This is a genomic window from Flavobacterium agrisoli (genome assembly GCF_016522065.1).
In the GTDB taxonomy this organism is placed as follows: domain Bacteria; phylum Bacteroidota; class Bacteroidia; order Flavobacteriales; family Flavobacteriaceae; genus Flavobacterium; species Flavobacterium agrisoli.
Genome location: NZ_JAEHFV010000006.1, coordinates 194,414 through 210,997, shown reverse-complemented (window position 1 = coordinate 210,997; position 16,584 = coordinate 194,414). Strand labels below are relative to the sequence as shown.

The window sequence follows — 16,584 nt, the reverse complement described above, 5'->3', positions numbered from 1 at the left end:
GTTAATAGAACAAAAATTATTCCTTTGTTTTATTCTTTTCTTTTTCTTCCAAGCGTTTGTGCCAATCGGTACTTTCTTTATTTAAATCGTAACCTTCTTTTGACAAATAATTGTTGATACGCCCTTTATATTTACCAAACCAAGCGTGTTTTTCTTTAGATGTTCCAGCATCCATAGCATGTTCACGAGCTTCGACCAATGCATCGTAAATGTATTTTTTTTGAGGTGCGGTTAAATTGGGAATCATATCCTGAAAGGCCGCATAAGTATTGGGCATAACATTGTAGGTCATGCCGTCTTTTACAGCGGTAATTTGGTCTTCATTTAAATTTTTACCTAATTTTTTCAAATAAGATTTGTGTAATTTGGTAATTGACTTATCTGATTTAGCAGTAATTTTTTCAACTTTTGCTTTTTGATCTTCTTCGTTAAGAGCAGAAGCCATTATCTCTTTTACATCTGCCTCTTTTTTTTCTTGAATACGACTCAAATTTTGATATTGTTCGGCAATGGTTTGCGTGACTTCTTTTTGAGTTTTAGTATCGTGTAAGTCCAGTTTATCGACAATTTTGGCCGCACGTTCTTCGGTAACTTTTATATATTCTGGATCCAAATTTTGCTGTGCCATTGCGGGAATTGCTGCTAGCATAAACAATCCGATTAGCGTTATTTTTTTTAGTAACATCATGTAGGGGTTTGTAAATTTTAAAAAAACATTCTTACTTCACCAAAAAATGAAGTAAGAATGCAGCAAATAGAACTTAATAAATTAATTAAGCAATGATTTTGTTAACGTATCGCGATTGTTTTTCAAATCTGTCCAATCGGTCTTCTTTTTAGGATCGGTACCGTTAATGTATTCTTCGATATTCGTGTAACCATCATTATCCGAATCGATAGTCGCATCCGACGCATCATTTGGATTTAATTTGTGTTTTTTCTCGTAAGCATCTGGCAAACCGTCTTTATCCGAATCGGTATAAGGCGTTCCTTTGTATTCTGGATAACCGCCCACTTGAGAAATATCTGTAATAATTCCTAACTTATACGAATCCTGCCCTAAACGACGGTGTTCAAATTGATAAAAAGAACTCGGATCTAAACCTTCAATATACTCTGGTTTTCCGGTTTTTACCACACGTACAATTCGGCTGTCTACTTGGTCTCTTAATGGCAAAGTCGCTCCTGCATTTTTAAGCACATAATCGTATGATTCTTCGGCACTCATAATTTTATCAAACCACGGCATTGGCATTGGCTCGTTGACTCTCATTTTAGGGAAATAAGTGGAAGCTTCTTCAAAACTCATTAATTCACCTTTTTTATTTTCCATCTGTACACCACCATCCCAGTTGTCTTTGGATACTTTTTTGTTTCCTTCCACCACATTTCCGTTAACATACGCTCTACCAAAAACCAAATAAGGCAACTTACTTCTGCCCGATTCTGGTTTTAAAATACGGTAACTAATTGGTTCGTTTAAATTGGTTACTGGACCTGGTTTGAAATAGTTATTAATGATGTTGTATTTGGCTGTATAGTCACCCCCATCAATAGAACGATTGTACCAATTAAAAATAACATTATTTACAAAGTTGAAAATTCCGTTCCAGCCAATAGATGGATTTCTTCCGGTATTAGAAGACCATAAATTGCGTAAAAAAGAGCAATTTTCGCCGCCTAAAGTACTTCCAAAGGCATGGTTGTAAGTATCTAATCCTTCGGCAAATAAACTATTCTGAATGGTTACATTAACCGTTGGTAATTTTTGGTCTTTAGAACCTGGCATACCATCATTATACATATGACGGTAAAAAGACATGTTTTCATCTAATCCCCAAGTACCCGAAACGTGATCCATAATGATGTTTCCTACAGGATTTCCTCCGATAGCATCATCACGACGGCCTACGAAAGTTTCGCCACGACGAAAACGCATGTGACGAATTACAACATCGTGCGTATCGACCCAAATGGTTTCACCAGCCACACAAATTCCATCGCCAGGAGCGGTTTGACCTGCAATAGTTACATAAGGCGCGCGAACAATTAAAGGACTATTTAATTTGATAATTCCCGAAACATTAAACACTATTATACGGGCTCCACCTGTTTCTAAAGCTTCGCGTAAGGTTCCCGTACCGCGATCCTCCAAACTGGTAACGGTAATTACTTTACCGCCTCGACCGCCAAAGCTGTACATTCCTCCTCCTTCAGCACCTGGAAAAGCAGGAATAGACGCTTGTGGCAAATCGGTAGGTCTAGATGCCCACGGAATATAGGGCTTACCCTGACTCGCTTCTTGTTCGACAATTACTTTTGCTTTTTCCCAAGCTTCATTAGACAATTTTTCAGCCGCAGCTTTAATTGAGTCTTCTCTTGCTTTTACTTCTGGCGAAATTTTCGGGTATTGGGCAAAAAGCATGGAACTGCTCATCCCTAATCCTACTAATAACATCATTTTCAAAGAGCAATTTTTCATAGAAATTTTCATTATTGTGGCATTTTATAACCAAATCACCTGTCTCTTAGGGAGAACAGGTGAGTTGGTTTATTATTAAGTAAAAAAATTATTCTTGGTAATTATAGATTCCTTGAGCATTGGATGCATCATTCCAACCTATTGTCTGCTTTAACCATGGGTTTTGTGTTAAAGCTTCTGAATTCAATCCCATTATATAATAATTAGGATTAAATTTAATGGTTACCTCTGTCTTATTAACATTATCCATTGGTGTTACTAAATCAGCTAAAACAAAATTAGTTGTGTAAAAGGCAGCTAACGTATTCAATTGTGTTTGAAAATTAGCAGAATCTGGATCAACACTTATTGAAGCTCTTGCAGCTGTTAAAGGATCAGTTGCTGTGGCTACATTTTTGTACTGCAAATAATGTCCGGTACGTTTTGTACCATTAATCGGAGTTAATCCTAATTTTGCGCAAGTGTTATTAACCACACCATTAACTGCTTCATCACTATATAACATCCAACGTTGTACATCATAAAAACGCTTTCCTTCATAAGCTAATTCAATTTGACGTTCGTATAAACAAGCCGCTATTGCAGCATATTTATCGGCTAATGTTCCTATACCATAATTATTGGCAGAAGGAATTCCTACTCGGTTTCTAATTTTTCCAAGATAAGATATTGTACTCGCTGTATTACCCAATGCGGCATAACATTCGGCTATATTTAACAGCAATTCTGCATATCGATACTCAAAAATATCAGTACCCGAATATTGATAAGAATTCGCATTTGTAACTGCAACATTGGTCATTTTACGAACATAGGCAGGACTGTTTTCTTGATTATTATCACTAAAATTTGCTTTACCACTAGCATCTAACCAACGGTAAGACCAAGCTACACTATTCGCATTTTCTTTATATCCCCATTTCATACCCGAAAAAGCAAAGGTTCTATAAAAACGTGGATCACGATTTTTGAAGAACAAAAAAGGATCATATTGATTGGCACTTGTAGGTTTTGATCCATCGGCCATAGGAAACAAATCAATCATTTCTTTTGGAGCTTCTAAGGCTCCCGTACCACCTTGAGAAACTAAACGGATTGTTTTTTCCCAAGAATTGTTTAAGTAAACATTTGTATTACCTGTACCCATTAATTGAACCGTAATTGCTTCAGGACAAAAAGCATTATCAATTACAAACATATCTTGCCATTGCTTAGCAGAATTACCATACAAGCCATAACCATCAGCAGTTAATTGATTTTCGGCAGCTAAACCAGCCGCTAAAGCTTTTTCCCAACGCTCTGTTGAAGAGTCCCAATTTTTGTTAAACAGTGGACTAGCATACGTTAATAATACTCTAGACTTTTGGGCTAAAGCAGCACCTTTTGTAAAGCGTCCATAATCTGTAGAATCCCATTTACCAGGCAATAAGGAAGCAGCCATGTCTAAATCAGCTATAATTTGATTTACAACCTCTGTTACAGAAGCTCTTGGCAATTTAATTGCTTCGTCATTAGATACTGCATTTTCAACAGTAGTAACAATAGGTACACCACCATAAACACGCATCAAATCATAATATTGAAGCGCTCTTAAATAATATACCTGTCCTTTACATCGATTACGAAAAGTCTGGTCTAGATCAGCCCCTTTCACGTCAATTTCTGCTAAAAAACTATTACAATCTCTAATACGGTTGTACGGATCATTTTGAGTTTTATCAGATAAGGACTTACCGTAGTAACCTGAACCATCGACTGAATTCACCAAAGTTAATTGCGGATTTGTCAAATCATAAACTCCTCCAATTTCTTCGGTTAATCTTGAATTGGTATCATTATACAATCCCGTTGTATTAAGAGTAGGCGATTTATATGCCGAGAAAAAATCGTAATACAAATTATTTACATACCATCCGGTTTGTTCTTGACTTTCATAGAAAGAATCGTCGGTTTGGTTATAGTTTTTTTTCTCTTCTAGAAAATTATCACTACATGAAGCACTTAGTACAGCTGCCATGGCTAGTGTTAAAATTGATTTTATATTAAATTTCATGATTTTGTAATAATTAAAATTAGAAAGTTAAGTTTACGTTTAATGACCAAGTTCTCAATGTAGGATATGGCATATATGGGCTATCATACATATTACGGTAATGATCAGGATACGGATTGTATAAATCCCATAAATTATTACCTGTTAGTCCAATCGTAAACGTTTGAATATTAATGCTAGACAATACATCTTTAGGTAACGAAAATCCTAAAGTTAAATTTCTAACAGTACAACGAAAAGTATCCAATTGCCAAAAATCAGAAGGTGCACCAACCATTTCATCATCATAAAACGCGATATTTGGATATCTTCCATCAATATTATCACTACCGTACATGTCCGTCAAGAAACTTTCATGACTCCACATATTGTGTGATGAAGACGTCCCTTGTTTCACTACATCAATATCACGGAAGCCTCCCCATGATGTTGCTATCTGAGTTCTAGCAAAAAAGCCTTTATACTTGATTCCGAAATTCGTTGTAAAGCCATACGTTCTGCTATTATCAACCAATTTTACGTAATCATTGTTTTTTTCAATTCTTCCATCAGCACCAGCTTGCTCACCAGTAGTAGAATTAAATTGTCCGCCAACATCTTCGTAAGCTAGCATCCCTTTTTGCATACCCGAAATATCGGTTATTTTATTAAACATAGGAGTTGTACCTGCAGCAGTTGCTCTTTCTGTTAAATAATTCCAATAATTGGTGATATCCTCATCTGTTCTCAAAATACCATCTCCTGTAGATGTTCCTTTCCAAGTTCTAAAACCCCAAGTTGGGAAGAATGTAGACGCTCCCTCTTGTGTGATGTTGAATGAAGGATGTTTTAAAGCTTGCTCTGGATATTTTTTTACCTCATTACCATTAAATCCAAAGTTGACCCCTACATTATAGCTTAAATTTTCAGTCGCTTTGTCGCTCCAATTAACGCTAAACTCTGTACCCCATGCATCTACTCTAGCATAATTTTCTTCTGCAAAAGCTCCTCCTACTGAAATTGGCACTCCTACCGAACTTGCCATTGAAGTTAGCATATCATCATTTTTATCTATATAGTAGTCGATACTTACTTGTAAACGATTACGCAACACATTAAAATCAAGTCCAATATTATTTTTTATAACAGCATCCCAACCTACATTACGATTCGGATTTACTTTTGGAGAAAGACCTGTTCCTAAAAGACCTCCATTACTACCAAATTGATAGCCTTTATCTGTTATGATATCATAGTATTGATCCCATCTCCAAGCCTGAACATTATCTCTACCCGTTTTACCAATCGAATAACGTAGTTTTAAGAAATCAATTCCTGGCAAAGCATTTTGAAACCAATCTTCCTTAGACATAATCCAACCGAATTGTGCTGATGGAAAGAATCCCCAATAGTTTTCTGGTGCAAATTTTGTTGAAGCATCCGATCGGAATAAAAATTCAACTATATAACGATCTTTAAAACTATAATTAACACGCCCTAAATAGGATAATGTTCCAGATTCTCCTTTTGTTGCAATAGAATTTGAGGTTGAAAGGGTACCAGCGGTTTGATAAGTTCCACCATAATCTTTACCAGTACCTTCATACAATAACGTTCTATTAGTATAATCATTCTCAGATTTTTCAACACCTGCCATCGCTTGAATATCATGATTACCAAAAGTTCTATTATAATTAATAAAAAAGTTAGATTGTACACTTTTATTAAAAGACGTATTATAAGCAACCCTTGCGTTTGAAGTATTGGTTTTTACTTCCATATTTTTTTCTTCGGCAGCACTAGCAAGATGATACCCTTCTTTTTCGTAATTTTTTATTCTCACCAAATCAAAAGGCAATTGCACCTGCTCTGTGTCATTCGTAAACTCCGTTCTAGCATAAGTTCCTTTAAGAGATAATCCCTTTACAAAAGGCACTTTGTAATTAATAGACATATTTACATTATACGAAAAATCATTTGTAGTTTGCTTCGAACCATTGTCTAAAGTCGCAAAATAATTCCATCCCGCAATAGTTCTATTATTAGGCGCACCTAAATTACGATCGGTACGAGGAAATGGCGAAGTGTAATATTCTTGACCTTTATAGTCCATAGTAATAGGAATGTATTTAGGCATATGGAGTAAATACCCATAATCAGCTTGTTCTCCTCCACCCGCTAATGATCCGTAACTACCATCACTAATATTTGCTGAAGCCTTCGTAAAAGATTTTTCAAGATCGGTTGTATTGGCCGAAATAGCAGCGGAAAAATCTAAAGAGTTTGATATTTTAATATTTGACCCTGTTCTAAAAGTCCATTTATTATAATCTTGTTTTCCTAAGTTTGCTCCTTGCGTAAAATACGTAGCACTAGCAAAATAGGTGGCTTTCTCCGTTCCGCCACTCACATTTAAAGCGTGTTTTTGTTGAATAGCTGGTTTCCATGCCTCTTTTAACCAATCGTAATTCAAACTTTTCATTTGTTCCAATTCATCTGCCGAAAATAATCTTGCTTGATCATTATTTTTAGCACTTAAAAAACGATTAGACCACAAACCATAATCATAAGCATTCATGGTTTTCGCATGACTAATAGCGTCATTTACAGAGAACTGACTTAAATATGACAATTTTGTAGCCCCCACTTTACCTCTTTTGGTCTTTACAACAATTGCCCCTTGAGCCGCACGAGCACCATAAATAGCAGCAGAACCATCTTTTAAAACGGTAATACTTTCAACTTCCGTAGGATCTAAACGATTGAATGTTTCTAAAGTTGGTTTACCGTTCACAGGATCTACCTGTACCATATCATCAATAACAATCAACGGAATATTCGTTCCTCCGTCTTTAGAAAAGCTAAAGGTTTGACGAATTTGTAGTGCAGCTGCATCTCCTGGTCTTCCTGAACCACCAGAAACAGACAATCCCGGAACTAATCCTCTTAAAGATTCCGATAAATTAGAAACTGGTAAATCCTGAACCTGAGAAGGATCTATTTGAACAATCGCACCTGTTAATTTTTGTTTTTTCTGCTCACCATAACCTACTACTACAACATCCTCAAGTTGATTCGCATCGTCTTTCATTCGAACATTTAAAACCGTTTTTCCAGCTAAAGGCAACTCCTCTTTCTTCATACCTATAAAGGAAAAGACTAAAGTAGCATCGGCTTTAGCAACTTCAATTTGATAGCCCCCATTGAAATCTGTAACCGAAGTATTTTTGGTCGATTTTTCAGTTACATTTACCCCTGGAATAGGTGCCCCACCTTCATCGGTAACTGTTCCGGTAATTTTTACTTGCGACCACGAGCTTTGAGAAAATCCCAACATACTCATCAGTACAAATAAAATAACACTACATCTTTTTGTAAGTGCTTGTTTCATAAATTTTTGATTTTAGTTATTAATTTAGTTTGGTTTGTATTTAAAATAAGTACGTAAATTAAACCTTGATATGTGTTAAAACTATTAAATGTTTAAATCACATTTATTATTTCCCTCAAAAATAAAGGTATAGACCTGCATGACTATCCTGCTCTATCCTGCTTTTAACCAATACTCTAGTTAAAAAGGAAAATAAAATTCATATAACATAAAAAAAAGAATAAATAATAGCTAATATTCAAAATTTTACATTAAAAAAATATCAAATATTCAAAGTTTAACAAAAACAGTGTCAATTTTTCAAGAATGTTAAAACACAACATCTAAAACACTAATAATCAATAAAATAAACACAATTACAGTACAAAATCAAGTAATTAAAAAATATTTTCGTTGATTTAGTTTTGACGAAAGATAACAAAAATGAAAGAAAAATAATATTAAACAAAACAGATTTATTCTGACAAAAGCTTTTTGGTGTAAATTTCAACTATAACGTTATCGTAAAATTAAACTATAAAATTGAATTCATGCTCTTTCTAGAGGATCTGTTTACAACAAAACATAAAAAAAAGTGCTCTAAAATTCTCTAGAGCACTTTGTAAGCATGTAAAAGTTTTTTTTATGGCTTCCAACCTTTTAAAACTTTTTCTAAATCGTACTTTTTAAGATCCGATTTTTTCAATTGATGCGACCAGGATATTCTTTTCGACAAATCTTTAGCTCCTTCACCTTTGCTGTTATATTCCGCATAAAAAACAGTTTTTTCTTTATCTGGAAAATTTTTGTCGCCTTTCCAAGGATTCCAGCCTTCCGGAAGAATGTGGCTTCCCATTTCGGTATTGATAAAAACGGTTTGCGCATAAGGCCTCCAAGGTCTGCCTAAGAAAACTTTATCTACCGTATTGTCTTTCGCAATTAATTTACAATCCACAAATACTAAACCGTAAGCATCCTCCTGATACGTTGAGGCTGCTGTGATATACGAATTCGTCAGACTTTCAATCGTGCAGTTTTTGAAATAAGCCGTTGCTGCGCCAAAAATAAAATCGGTTGTACCGTTAATAAAGCAATTTTCAAAATAATTTCGAGTGCCTGCTTTTGCCAAATACAAAGTATCCTGATTCCCTAAAATGGAACAATTTTTTACAGAAACCCTGTCGCCTTCGGTATGCAGAGCCACAGCCTGACCTACTCTCCCAGCTGTATTTTGAATCGTCAAATTTTCTAAAGAACAATCATTGCCCTGAACGAATAAAGTGTACGAAGTATAGGTGCTAAATTTTGTATCGCCCGTAACATCAATGCCTCGGAAAGGTTTTCCGGAATAGTCATCAAACAATATAATGGTTTTCTCCCTATCAGCTCCTTTCAACGTAATATTTCTTTTGAAAGAAGGGATTACTACTTTTTCATTATATGTTCCCGCTTGAATCGTGATCACAACTCTTTTCTCGGCATGATCTCTTACTTTATTGATCGCTTCCTGAATGGTTTTAAAATCTCCTGAACCGTCTTGTGCTACGGTTAATTCAAATCGGTTATCGGTGGTTTGTGCCGATAAAAAAAGCGAACTAAATGATAAAAATAGTGTTACAATATATTTCATAGTTTTATTTTTTTTTAAACCATATAAGATATTTAAGGCATGTAAATTTCAACTTAATTCTTAATTCTTAATTCTTAATTCTTACATGGTAATTTATTTTAATGCGATAACCAAACAGACATTTCTCCTTTGCCATGATTTCCCCACGCAAAATACGGAATTAATTTCACCTTATATTCTTTATTGTCTTTTGTCGAAATAGGTTTGTATAATTTTTTATCCCAAGAATTATCCGGAGTAATAAATGAATTAGCAGTTATATGCAACAATTGTCTGTTAGCCACTTTTACAAAATCGGTAGTGAATTTAGAATTGACATCTAACGTTACATCATTTACACTGGTATTGGCCGGTAGCGTATTCGATTCTAAACAATACACAATCGGCCCACGTTTTACTGCCAACTGATTTTTTACTTCTTCCACCAACGGATTGGCTCGCATTACCTCAACCGGCATTGGAATATTCAATTCGATTACATCTCCTTTTTTCCATTTTTGAGCCATTTTTTGATACGAACCTGAAGTAATAGCCTCATTTATATTTTTACCATTAATTGAAATAGCTGTTCCTTGGCTCCAACCTGGAATTCTTAAAAAGAAAGCAAAATCTTTTTTCGGTGCTTTTTCTATTTTCAAAGTAATTTTTCCGTCCCAAGGATAATTCGTGGTTTGTTCTATTTCAATTTTTTCTCCAGTTTCTGTTGTGGAATGCAAATGATTACTTCCGTATAAGTTCACATAAACGCCCTCTTTTGAAAAACTGTAGGCATAATTATTTACCTCAGCTACCGTTCGGGTAACATTTGGCGCACAACAATTGGACAAAGCGATATAACCTTCACGCTCATTCCCCCAACGTTGCTGAAAAGGCAAATCGTTAGAAACATTCAAGGGATTATTATAGCAAAATTTATTTCCTTCTAAATTAATGCCCGACAACACACTATTATACAAAGCCAGTTCTACAATATCTGCATATTTGGCTTCGCCGGTAATTTGAAGCATTCGCCAATTCCATAATACGTTTCCAATATTCGCACAGGTTTCAGTATGCGCTGTTGCGTTTGGTAGTTGAAAAGGCCTTCCGTATGCCTGATGAATTTTCTGTACCACCGTTGGATCATACGAAGTGCCGTCTGGAGAAACACCATCATACAAAGCTCCACAAGCTCCGGTAATGTACATTTTTCGATACGTTACATCATCCCAAATCGATTGCAAATTATCCAGTAATTTTTTTTCACCTGTTTCTGCATATAAATCGGCTACACCGGCATATAAATAATTCGCTCTAACGGCGTGACCCATTGCAGTTGTCTGCTTTCTAAACGGAATTCTATCCTGATTGTCATCAGTTCCATCGTTAGTTGTTCCTCTAATATCAATCAGATTATTAGCCAGTTCCAAATATTTTGGATTTTTTGTCGTACGGTACATTTCGACAATTCCCATATAATGTGACGGACAAATGGCATTACGGGCTAATTCAGGTGACGCTTTTTTGTAGAAATCATATAAAAAATCGGCAACGCCTTTGGCAATATTTAAAAAGTTCTCTTTTCCGGTTGCACGATAATGAATACAAGCTGCCGTCATCAAATGCCCCATATTGTATTTCTCAAAACCCAATTGTTTTTTTACTTCCTCTGGACCTAAAGTTCCCCAACGCTCATCAATTAAAACGGGAGTGTGCAAATAACCATCCTTACGTTGGACTTTTGCAAACAGCGCAATGGCTTCATCCATTTTTTTGTTCAGATTTTTATCTTTGGTAACAGCATAAGTTGCCGCCATTCCTTCAAAAATCTTGTAAAAATCACCATCATGAAAAGAAGGTCCTTTGAAAGTTCCTTTTCTGTTTCCGGCTGCAATTTCAAAATTAGCGTAAGCATGCGAAACGTCATCATTATGATACAAGTCCCACATATACGGCAGGGTATTTTGGGTTTCTACATCAAATTGTTCTTTCCAAAAACCGTTTGTCCATTGTACATCCTGCATTCCTACACTCTGTAATTTAGAATACGGACTGTTGGAATTGGCAACCAAACCTTTGTTTTGGGCAAAGATTACGGTTGAAAGAAATAAAGAGGATATGATGATGTTCTTTTTCATTTTGAATATCTTATTTATATAAAAAAGTTAACCGCTAAGTTCGCGAAGAATTACGCAAAGTACACAAAGTTCTGCGAACCTTGCGTTTCCTTTGTGCCATTGCGGTTAGAATTTTATTTCACAAACACATTAAAAGTTCGACTCATCGAATCGCCATCTTTATCGGTTACTTTTACCGTAAAAGAACCAAAACCAGAATCACTTGAGGCTATAAATTCAATAACTGAACCTTTTAACACTCCTTTGCCTTTGCTAATTTCTAAAATAGCAAATGAAGGTTTATTTTCATATCCTTTGAAATAGTCTTTAGCATCTAATTTTAATTTCCCTCCTTTTTCAATAAAGAAATGAGGCTCTGCCATCCAATTCAAATAATCTTCCAGTTGGGTAAAGCCGTCTTTATCAGTATCTGAATTCGCATCCGAAAAATCACCTGCTTTTGAATTCTCATTCAAACCTTTTGCTTTTTCCCACCAGTTTGGCAATCCATCGTGATCGGTATCCCAATCAGCAGCTCTCGTCTCTGAAGTGAATTTTGGAAAACCTCCTGCATCGGCTTCGTTATCAATCAATCCACCCAAACCACTTTTACTTCCTTTGTAAGTATACGTTCCTTTAAGAGTTTCATCAATAATACGTTGGTCGTGTTTATCAAAAAATGGCTGAGTAGCTCCAACATCAGATAAAACATTTTTATAAGCTGCATCTGCACTTTGTGTCGTTACATACGATTCAAAAAAGGGTTTCGGTAAAAACACATCATAATCTACAGTGGCGTTATTGGACAACGTAAACTTTCTTCCCTTGTCTTGATTTTTTTCATCAAAATAACCCGGCATCACATTTCCATCAAAATAATATTGCTGTTTCCCTTTTCCAACACCTTCAATTTGAGCATTCAAAGCCACAAAAATTTTGGTAGAAGCTCCCGGTTTGTAATAATTATTGACAAAATTCACCTGATTAGCGCCACCATCGGTAGCACGATGTCCCCAGTTGTACACCACATTATTTCGGATATCAATTTTTCCTCCGTAATAACCATCACCATTTAAACCACCACCAATACTCCAGTTTCTACCTTCATTATGCGCTAATAAATTATGATGAAAACTTCCGATATCACCACCAATAGTAGCCGCATAACCGTGCATTTTTCCTTCTCCATATTTATGATGTCCTGCTACATTCAAAGCCTCTGAAATTAACGTGCGTTGCAAACTAATATGATGCGCACCACGAGAACTGAAAGATTCATCAATTGTCCAACTAATCGAGCAATGGTCAATAATACTATAATCGGCACCCGTTAATCCCATTCCGTCAAATGTTCTTCCGCCACCAATACGCACCTTTAAAAATCGAACAATTCCATCATCACCCGTTAACCCAATTGGCGCTCTAGTAATTGTAATTCCTTCGCCCGGTGCCGTTTGCCCCGCAATTGTTATATAAGGCTGATTGGCTACTAATCTTGACTTTAACTCGATATTTCCAGAAACCGTAAAAACAATAGTGCGTGGCCCAATTTCCTGGTTAATCGCATCACGTAAACTTCCTGGCCCATCATCATTTAAGTTGGTAACTTCAACCACTTTTCCACCTCGGCCTCCAATAGCAAAACGCCCATAGCCTTCAGCTCCCGGAAAAGCCAGTTGTGCAGGTTTGAAAGACCAAACATTTCCTGTTGTTACATTTCCTTTACCATCAATAGCATCCACTCTCCAATAATACGTTGTACCGCTATATAAATCAGTTACTTCAAAATTATTTTGAGTAAATTTTCCTTTGTATTCCTTTGATTTTTCGTTGGCATCAGCAACTGCTTTTTCGTTTTCACCATAATACAACTGATGCGAAACTGCATTTTTAGAAGAGTTCCATTCTAAAGTTGCTTTTTTATCCGTTGCAACAAAATGTTCATCTCTGTTTCCAGGTTTTGGAGAACGTGCCTGATTCATCAAATTAGGAGTATCCAATTCGAATCCGTTGATAACAATTTGTTGCACAACATTGGGATCTGTTGTAGGATCAATTTCAAAACGAATTTTAGCCTCCTTTGATTTATCCACACTAAAATTCAAATACGCCATCGTCGCATCAATTTTGGCATTAGCTCTTTGAGTAGCGTTTACTGTTTCTACTAACTTTCCGTTGACATAAATTTTGATTGGCGAAAAACGTTTACCAGTAATCACATCAAAAGCATTATGAAACGTTAAAAGGGTGTGGTTTCCTTCGGTTAATCCACTAATGGTCAATTCCAAATTTTCAGCAGAAACCAATCCATCTGCTCCCAATCTATTATAAAAAGGCGCACTCATTCCTAACTTATACCATTTGGAATTGAAGTTTCCTTTTAATTTAAAATTGATTCCGCTAAATGATTTTTCGGCTTCTTTTACTTCATTCAAAACCCAGGATTCATACCCCACATCGTGTACTTCTTCCAGTCGTCGTCCTGCAAAATCAAAATCTACTTTCACCGATTTTTTATCCAATGATTGGGCTTGCGCATTTGAAGCTAAAATCATTGCCAAAGCAAAAGAACCTACTAATTTCTTCACCATTTTTCTTTTAATTTAATTGTATTTTTTCTGCTTCAGATTTACCCAGCAGATTAATTATGTCTTTTTCTCTTTCTTTCGGAGTTACTTTTAAAAGTTTTAATTCGCCATTTAAAAGTTCCACCTCAACTGTTGTATTTTGTGTGGCGTGTAATTTAAAATGCACATTCCAATCTTTTGGCCAGGCTGGAAACAAATAAATTTTCCCATCGGATTCCTGCAACAGCATTTCCTGCATACCAATCATTCCTGCTCCACCCCAATTGTGATCGGGAACCCAATCAAATCCTGGTCCCCAAAAAGCTGGAAAACGTCTTTCGGAATTCGCCATTTTTAGTAAATTATATTTGGCTGCTTCTGGAGTTAATCCCAAACGAGCCGAAAAAATATTGTCCTGTTTCCACCCAATATGACTTCTGAATTTAATCGCATCGGCATCGTATTTCCAGGTGTTCAAAGCGGTTTGCAAATCCTGTTTTCCAATACCGTAAATCCCCCACGGATACACGGGATACAATTGCGGTACTTCGGTGTTATTGATTCGTTCCCAAGATTTTGCAGGAACTAAAACTTTATGGTTTTCGATTTGACCAAAATTCAAAGGCGGAATCCTTTTTTGAAAACTTTTTAAATATTCCACTTCTTCTTTGGACAACTGATTTTCGGAAAAGTTTAAAAGATTTTCTGTAATTACCGTCAAAGCCGAAATAGTACTATTGGCATTGTTCGCCATTTTATAGGTTTCTGCTCCCGAACCCGGAAAAAGAATTAATTTTCCGTTTCCATCCAAGGCTTTACGACCTCTTTGTTTGGCTAAATATTGGTAATGTTCATCAAAAAAACGAAGACAACTAATGATAAATCCGTTGTATTTTTGAATGTTTTCGTTCGCGTATTCTTTTTGCTGCAACATCATCTGGCAGAATTCCAAAACCGTGTCCCATTCGTATTCCAGCCAGGCATTATATTCCATTCCCGGGTCGTAATCCGCTGGGCGTTTCCATTCGTATTCTGCAGGATTAGGCAATCCGAAATTTTCTAATTGCTCTGTAAATGATGCTCCGTTGTGATTCCAATACACTTTCGAACGCAATTCGGCATTTTTTTGCAGACGTAAATAATAATCCAATTGCGATTTCATCATATCAAAATCGCCACTTTTTACCATTGGAAAATAGACCAAACGTTGGTTTTGTTGTGTCATGGTTCCTCCTCCCCAATTTCTGAAATCGGGTGTGAAATCCAAATCTTTATTGGTAAAAACGGGATCTACTGTAAACAATCCGCCATTAAATTTCGTCGGGTATTTTCCATACGCATTACAGCCCAACATATAGCGAAACAGTTGATAATTCTGTCCGATTTGATAAACCGAATCTTTTTCAACTTTTGATTTTTGGGTGTAAATAAAACTTCTATTCCAATAGTTTTTCCACCAAGCTAAAGTTTGTTTTTCCGCATTTGTTTTATTTTTTGATGAAGATGTAATTCTACTTTGCAAATTGGTTTTCCAAGTGGAAATATTTTCAGATTGAACTGTTTCCAATACAATTTTAAAATCGTGTTTTTTGGATGCTTTCAAAGAAGACAACTTATAGCCCTTGAAATCGGTACTTTGGTACTTTCCTTCGTAGGTTCCATCTCCTTTTAGATTGTTACCCAAAAGCATTCCGCCAAAAGTTAAATGCGACAACGGATTCATCATTTGGTCTTTTACCGACTCCATTTTTTGTTGTTTTACAGTCACATCAAAAACGGTTTCAGCTCTGTTTTTATGATAAAATTGAATGCTATTTTTATCAAAAGCAACCGAATCTTTAAAGGTGAAAATTTCGCCCTGTGGTGCCCATTTGTATGAATTCGCATTGTTCGCTTTTCCTTTAGATGGTCGATTAAAATGACGCCAGTTTTCATACGAAACCGTCATTCTTACAGGCTGTTCACTTTCGATATCTGCATAAATCACTGGGTTAAAAACGTCTACCCACAATTTGATTTTAGTGTCATTTTGCGAAATTTTCACACAGCCTTCTTCCAAATCCAATTCTTGTCGGAAACCTTGATTTCCCTGAAACGGATTCGGACTCAAACTTACTTTTACTCTTCCTAATTTCAGTAAGGTATTGTGCTCATCAAAAGTGCCACTTCGCGAAAAATAAAAATACAAATCGTTGTTTTCTACCCAAACATTCAGTCCGATATCTCCACCACCCAACGGCATGGATTCAGATGAATTGTTACTTTGCGTACTCCAGATTTGGTTGTAATTATTGAGCACAGGAATTTGCGCTTTTGCTAAAAGCGTAATGAAGAAAAGTATGTATTTTATGTATTTCATTTTCTTAAGTTTCGTTTGTCATTCCGTAGGGCACGAACGATAGTGAAT

At 35.9% G+C, this 16,584-nt stretch carries 8 protein-coding genes; all 8 read right to left on the bottom strand.

Translation table 11 applies throughout. From position 1 onward, the window contains the following. Positions 1-16: 16 nt before the first annotated feature. Positions 17-688, bottom strand: coding sequence for a DUF3826 domain-containing protein (locus I5M07_RS13720; RefSeq protein ID WP_233622068.1), 672 nt, complete (start codon positions 686-688; stop codon positions 17-19). 81 nt (positions 689-769) lie between these two features. Next, positions 770-2,461, bottom strand: a complete 1,692-nt coding sequence (locus I5M07_RS13715) for a polysaccharide lyase (protein ID WP_233622067.1) — start codon at positions 2,459-2,461, stop codon at positions 770-772. Between the two features lie 109 nt (positions 2,462-2,570). Next, positions 2,571-4,535, bottom strand: coding sequence for a RagB/SusD family nutrient uptake outer membrane protein (locus I5M07_RS13710; protein ID WP_200107017.1), 1,965 nt, complete (start codon positions 4,533-4,535; stop codon positions 2,571-2,573). A 19-nt stretch (positions 4,536-4,554) separates the two neighbouring features. After that, on the bottom strand, positions 4,555-7,905 hold the full coding sequence (locus tag I5M07_RS13705; protein WP_200107016.1) for a SusC/RagA family TonB-linked outer membrane protein: 3,351 nt from the start codon (positions 7,903-7,905) through the stop codon (positions 4,555-4,557). Positions 7,906-8,527: 622 nt separating this feature from the next. Further along, positions 8,528-9,514 carry a pectinesterase family protein gene (locus tag I5M07_RS13700; RefSeq protein ID WP_200107015.1) on the bottom strand — a complete coding sequence of 329 codons (987 nt, stop codon included), beginning with the start codon at positions 9,512-9,514 and terminating at the stop codon, positions 8,528-8,530. A 98-nt stretch (positions 9,515-9,612) separates the two neighbouring features. Further along, a complete protein-coding gene (locus I5M07_RS13695) occupies positions 9,613-11,631 on the bottom strand; it encodes an aceric acid hydrolase (RefSeq protein ID WP_200107014.1) in 2,019 nt (672 codons plus the stop codon). Positions 11,632-11,744: 113 nt separating this feature from the next. After that, complete coding sequence (locus tag I5M07_RS13690; RefSeq protein WP_200107013.1) at positions 11,745-14,201, bottom strand: fibronectin type III domain-containing protein; 2,457 nt, start codon at positions 14,199-14,201, stop codon at positions 11,745-11,747. A gap of 7 nt (positions 14,202-14,208) precedes the next feature. Continuing rightward, positions 14,209-16,536, bottom strand: a complete 2,328-nt coding sequence (locus I5M07_RS13685) for a DUF5703 domain-containing protein (RefSeq protein WP_200107012.1) — start codon at positions 16,534-16,536, stop codon at positions 14,209-14,211. Positions 16,537-16,584: the final 48 nt, after the last annotated feature.

Bases quoted from the DNA above. Each gene is read 5' to 3' on its own strand.
- I5M07_RS13720 (WP_233622068.1), bottom strand. From the start codon at position 688: ATGATGTTACTAAAAAAAATAACGCTAATCGGATTGTTTATGCTAGCA.
- I5M07_RS13715 (WP_233622067.1), bottom strand. From the start codon at position 2,461: ATGATGTTATTAGTAGGATTAGGGATGAGCAGTTCCATGCTTTTTGCC.
- I5M07_RS13710 (WP_200107017.1), bottom strand. From the start codon at position 4,535: ATGAAATTTAATATAAAATCAATTTTAACACTAGCCATGGCAGCTGTA.
- I5M07_RS13705 (WP_200107016.1), bottom strand. From the start codon at position 7,905: ATGAAACAAGCACTTACAAAAAGATGTAGTGTTATTTTATTTGTACTG.
- I5M07_RS13700 (WP_200107015.1), bottom strand. From the start codon at position 9,514: ATGAAATATATTGTAACACTATTTTTATCATTTAGTTCGCTTTTTTTA.
- I5M07_RS13695 (WP_200107014.1), bottom strand. From the start codon at position 11,631: ATGAAAAAGAACATCATCATATCCTCTTTATTTCTTTCAACCGTAATC.
- I5M07_RS13690 (WP_200107013.1), bottom strand. From the start codon at position 14,201: ATGGTGAAGAAATTAGTAGGTTCTTTTGCTTTGGCAATGATTTTAGCT.
- I5M07_RS13685 (WP_200107012.1), bottom strand. From the start codon at position 16,536: ATGAAATACATAAAATACATACTTTTCTTCATTACGCTTTTAGCAAAA.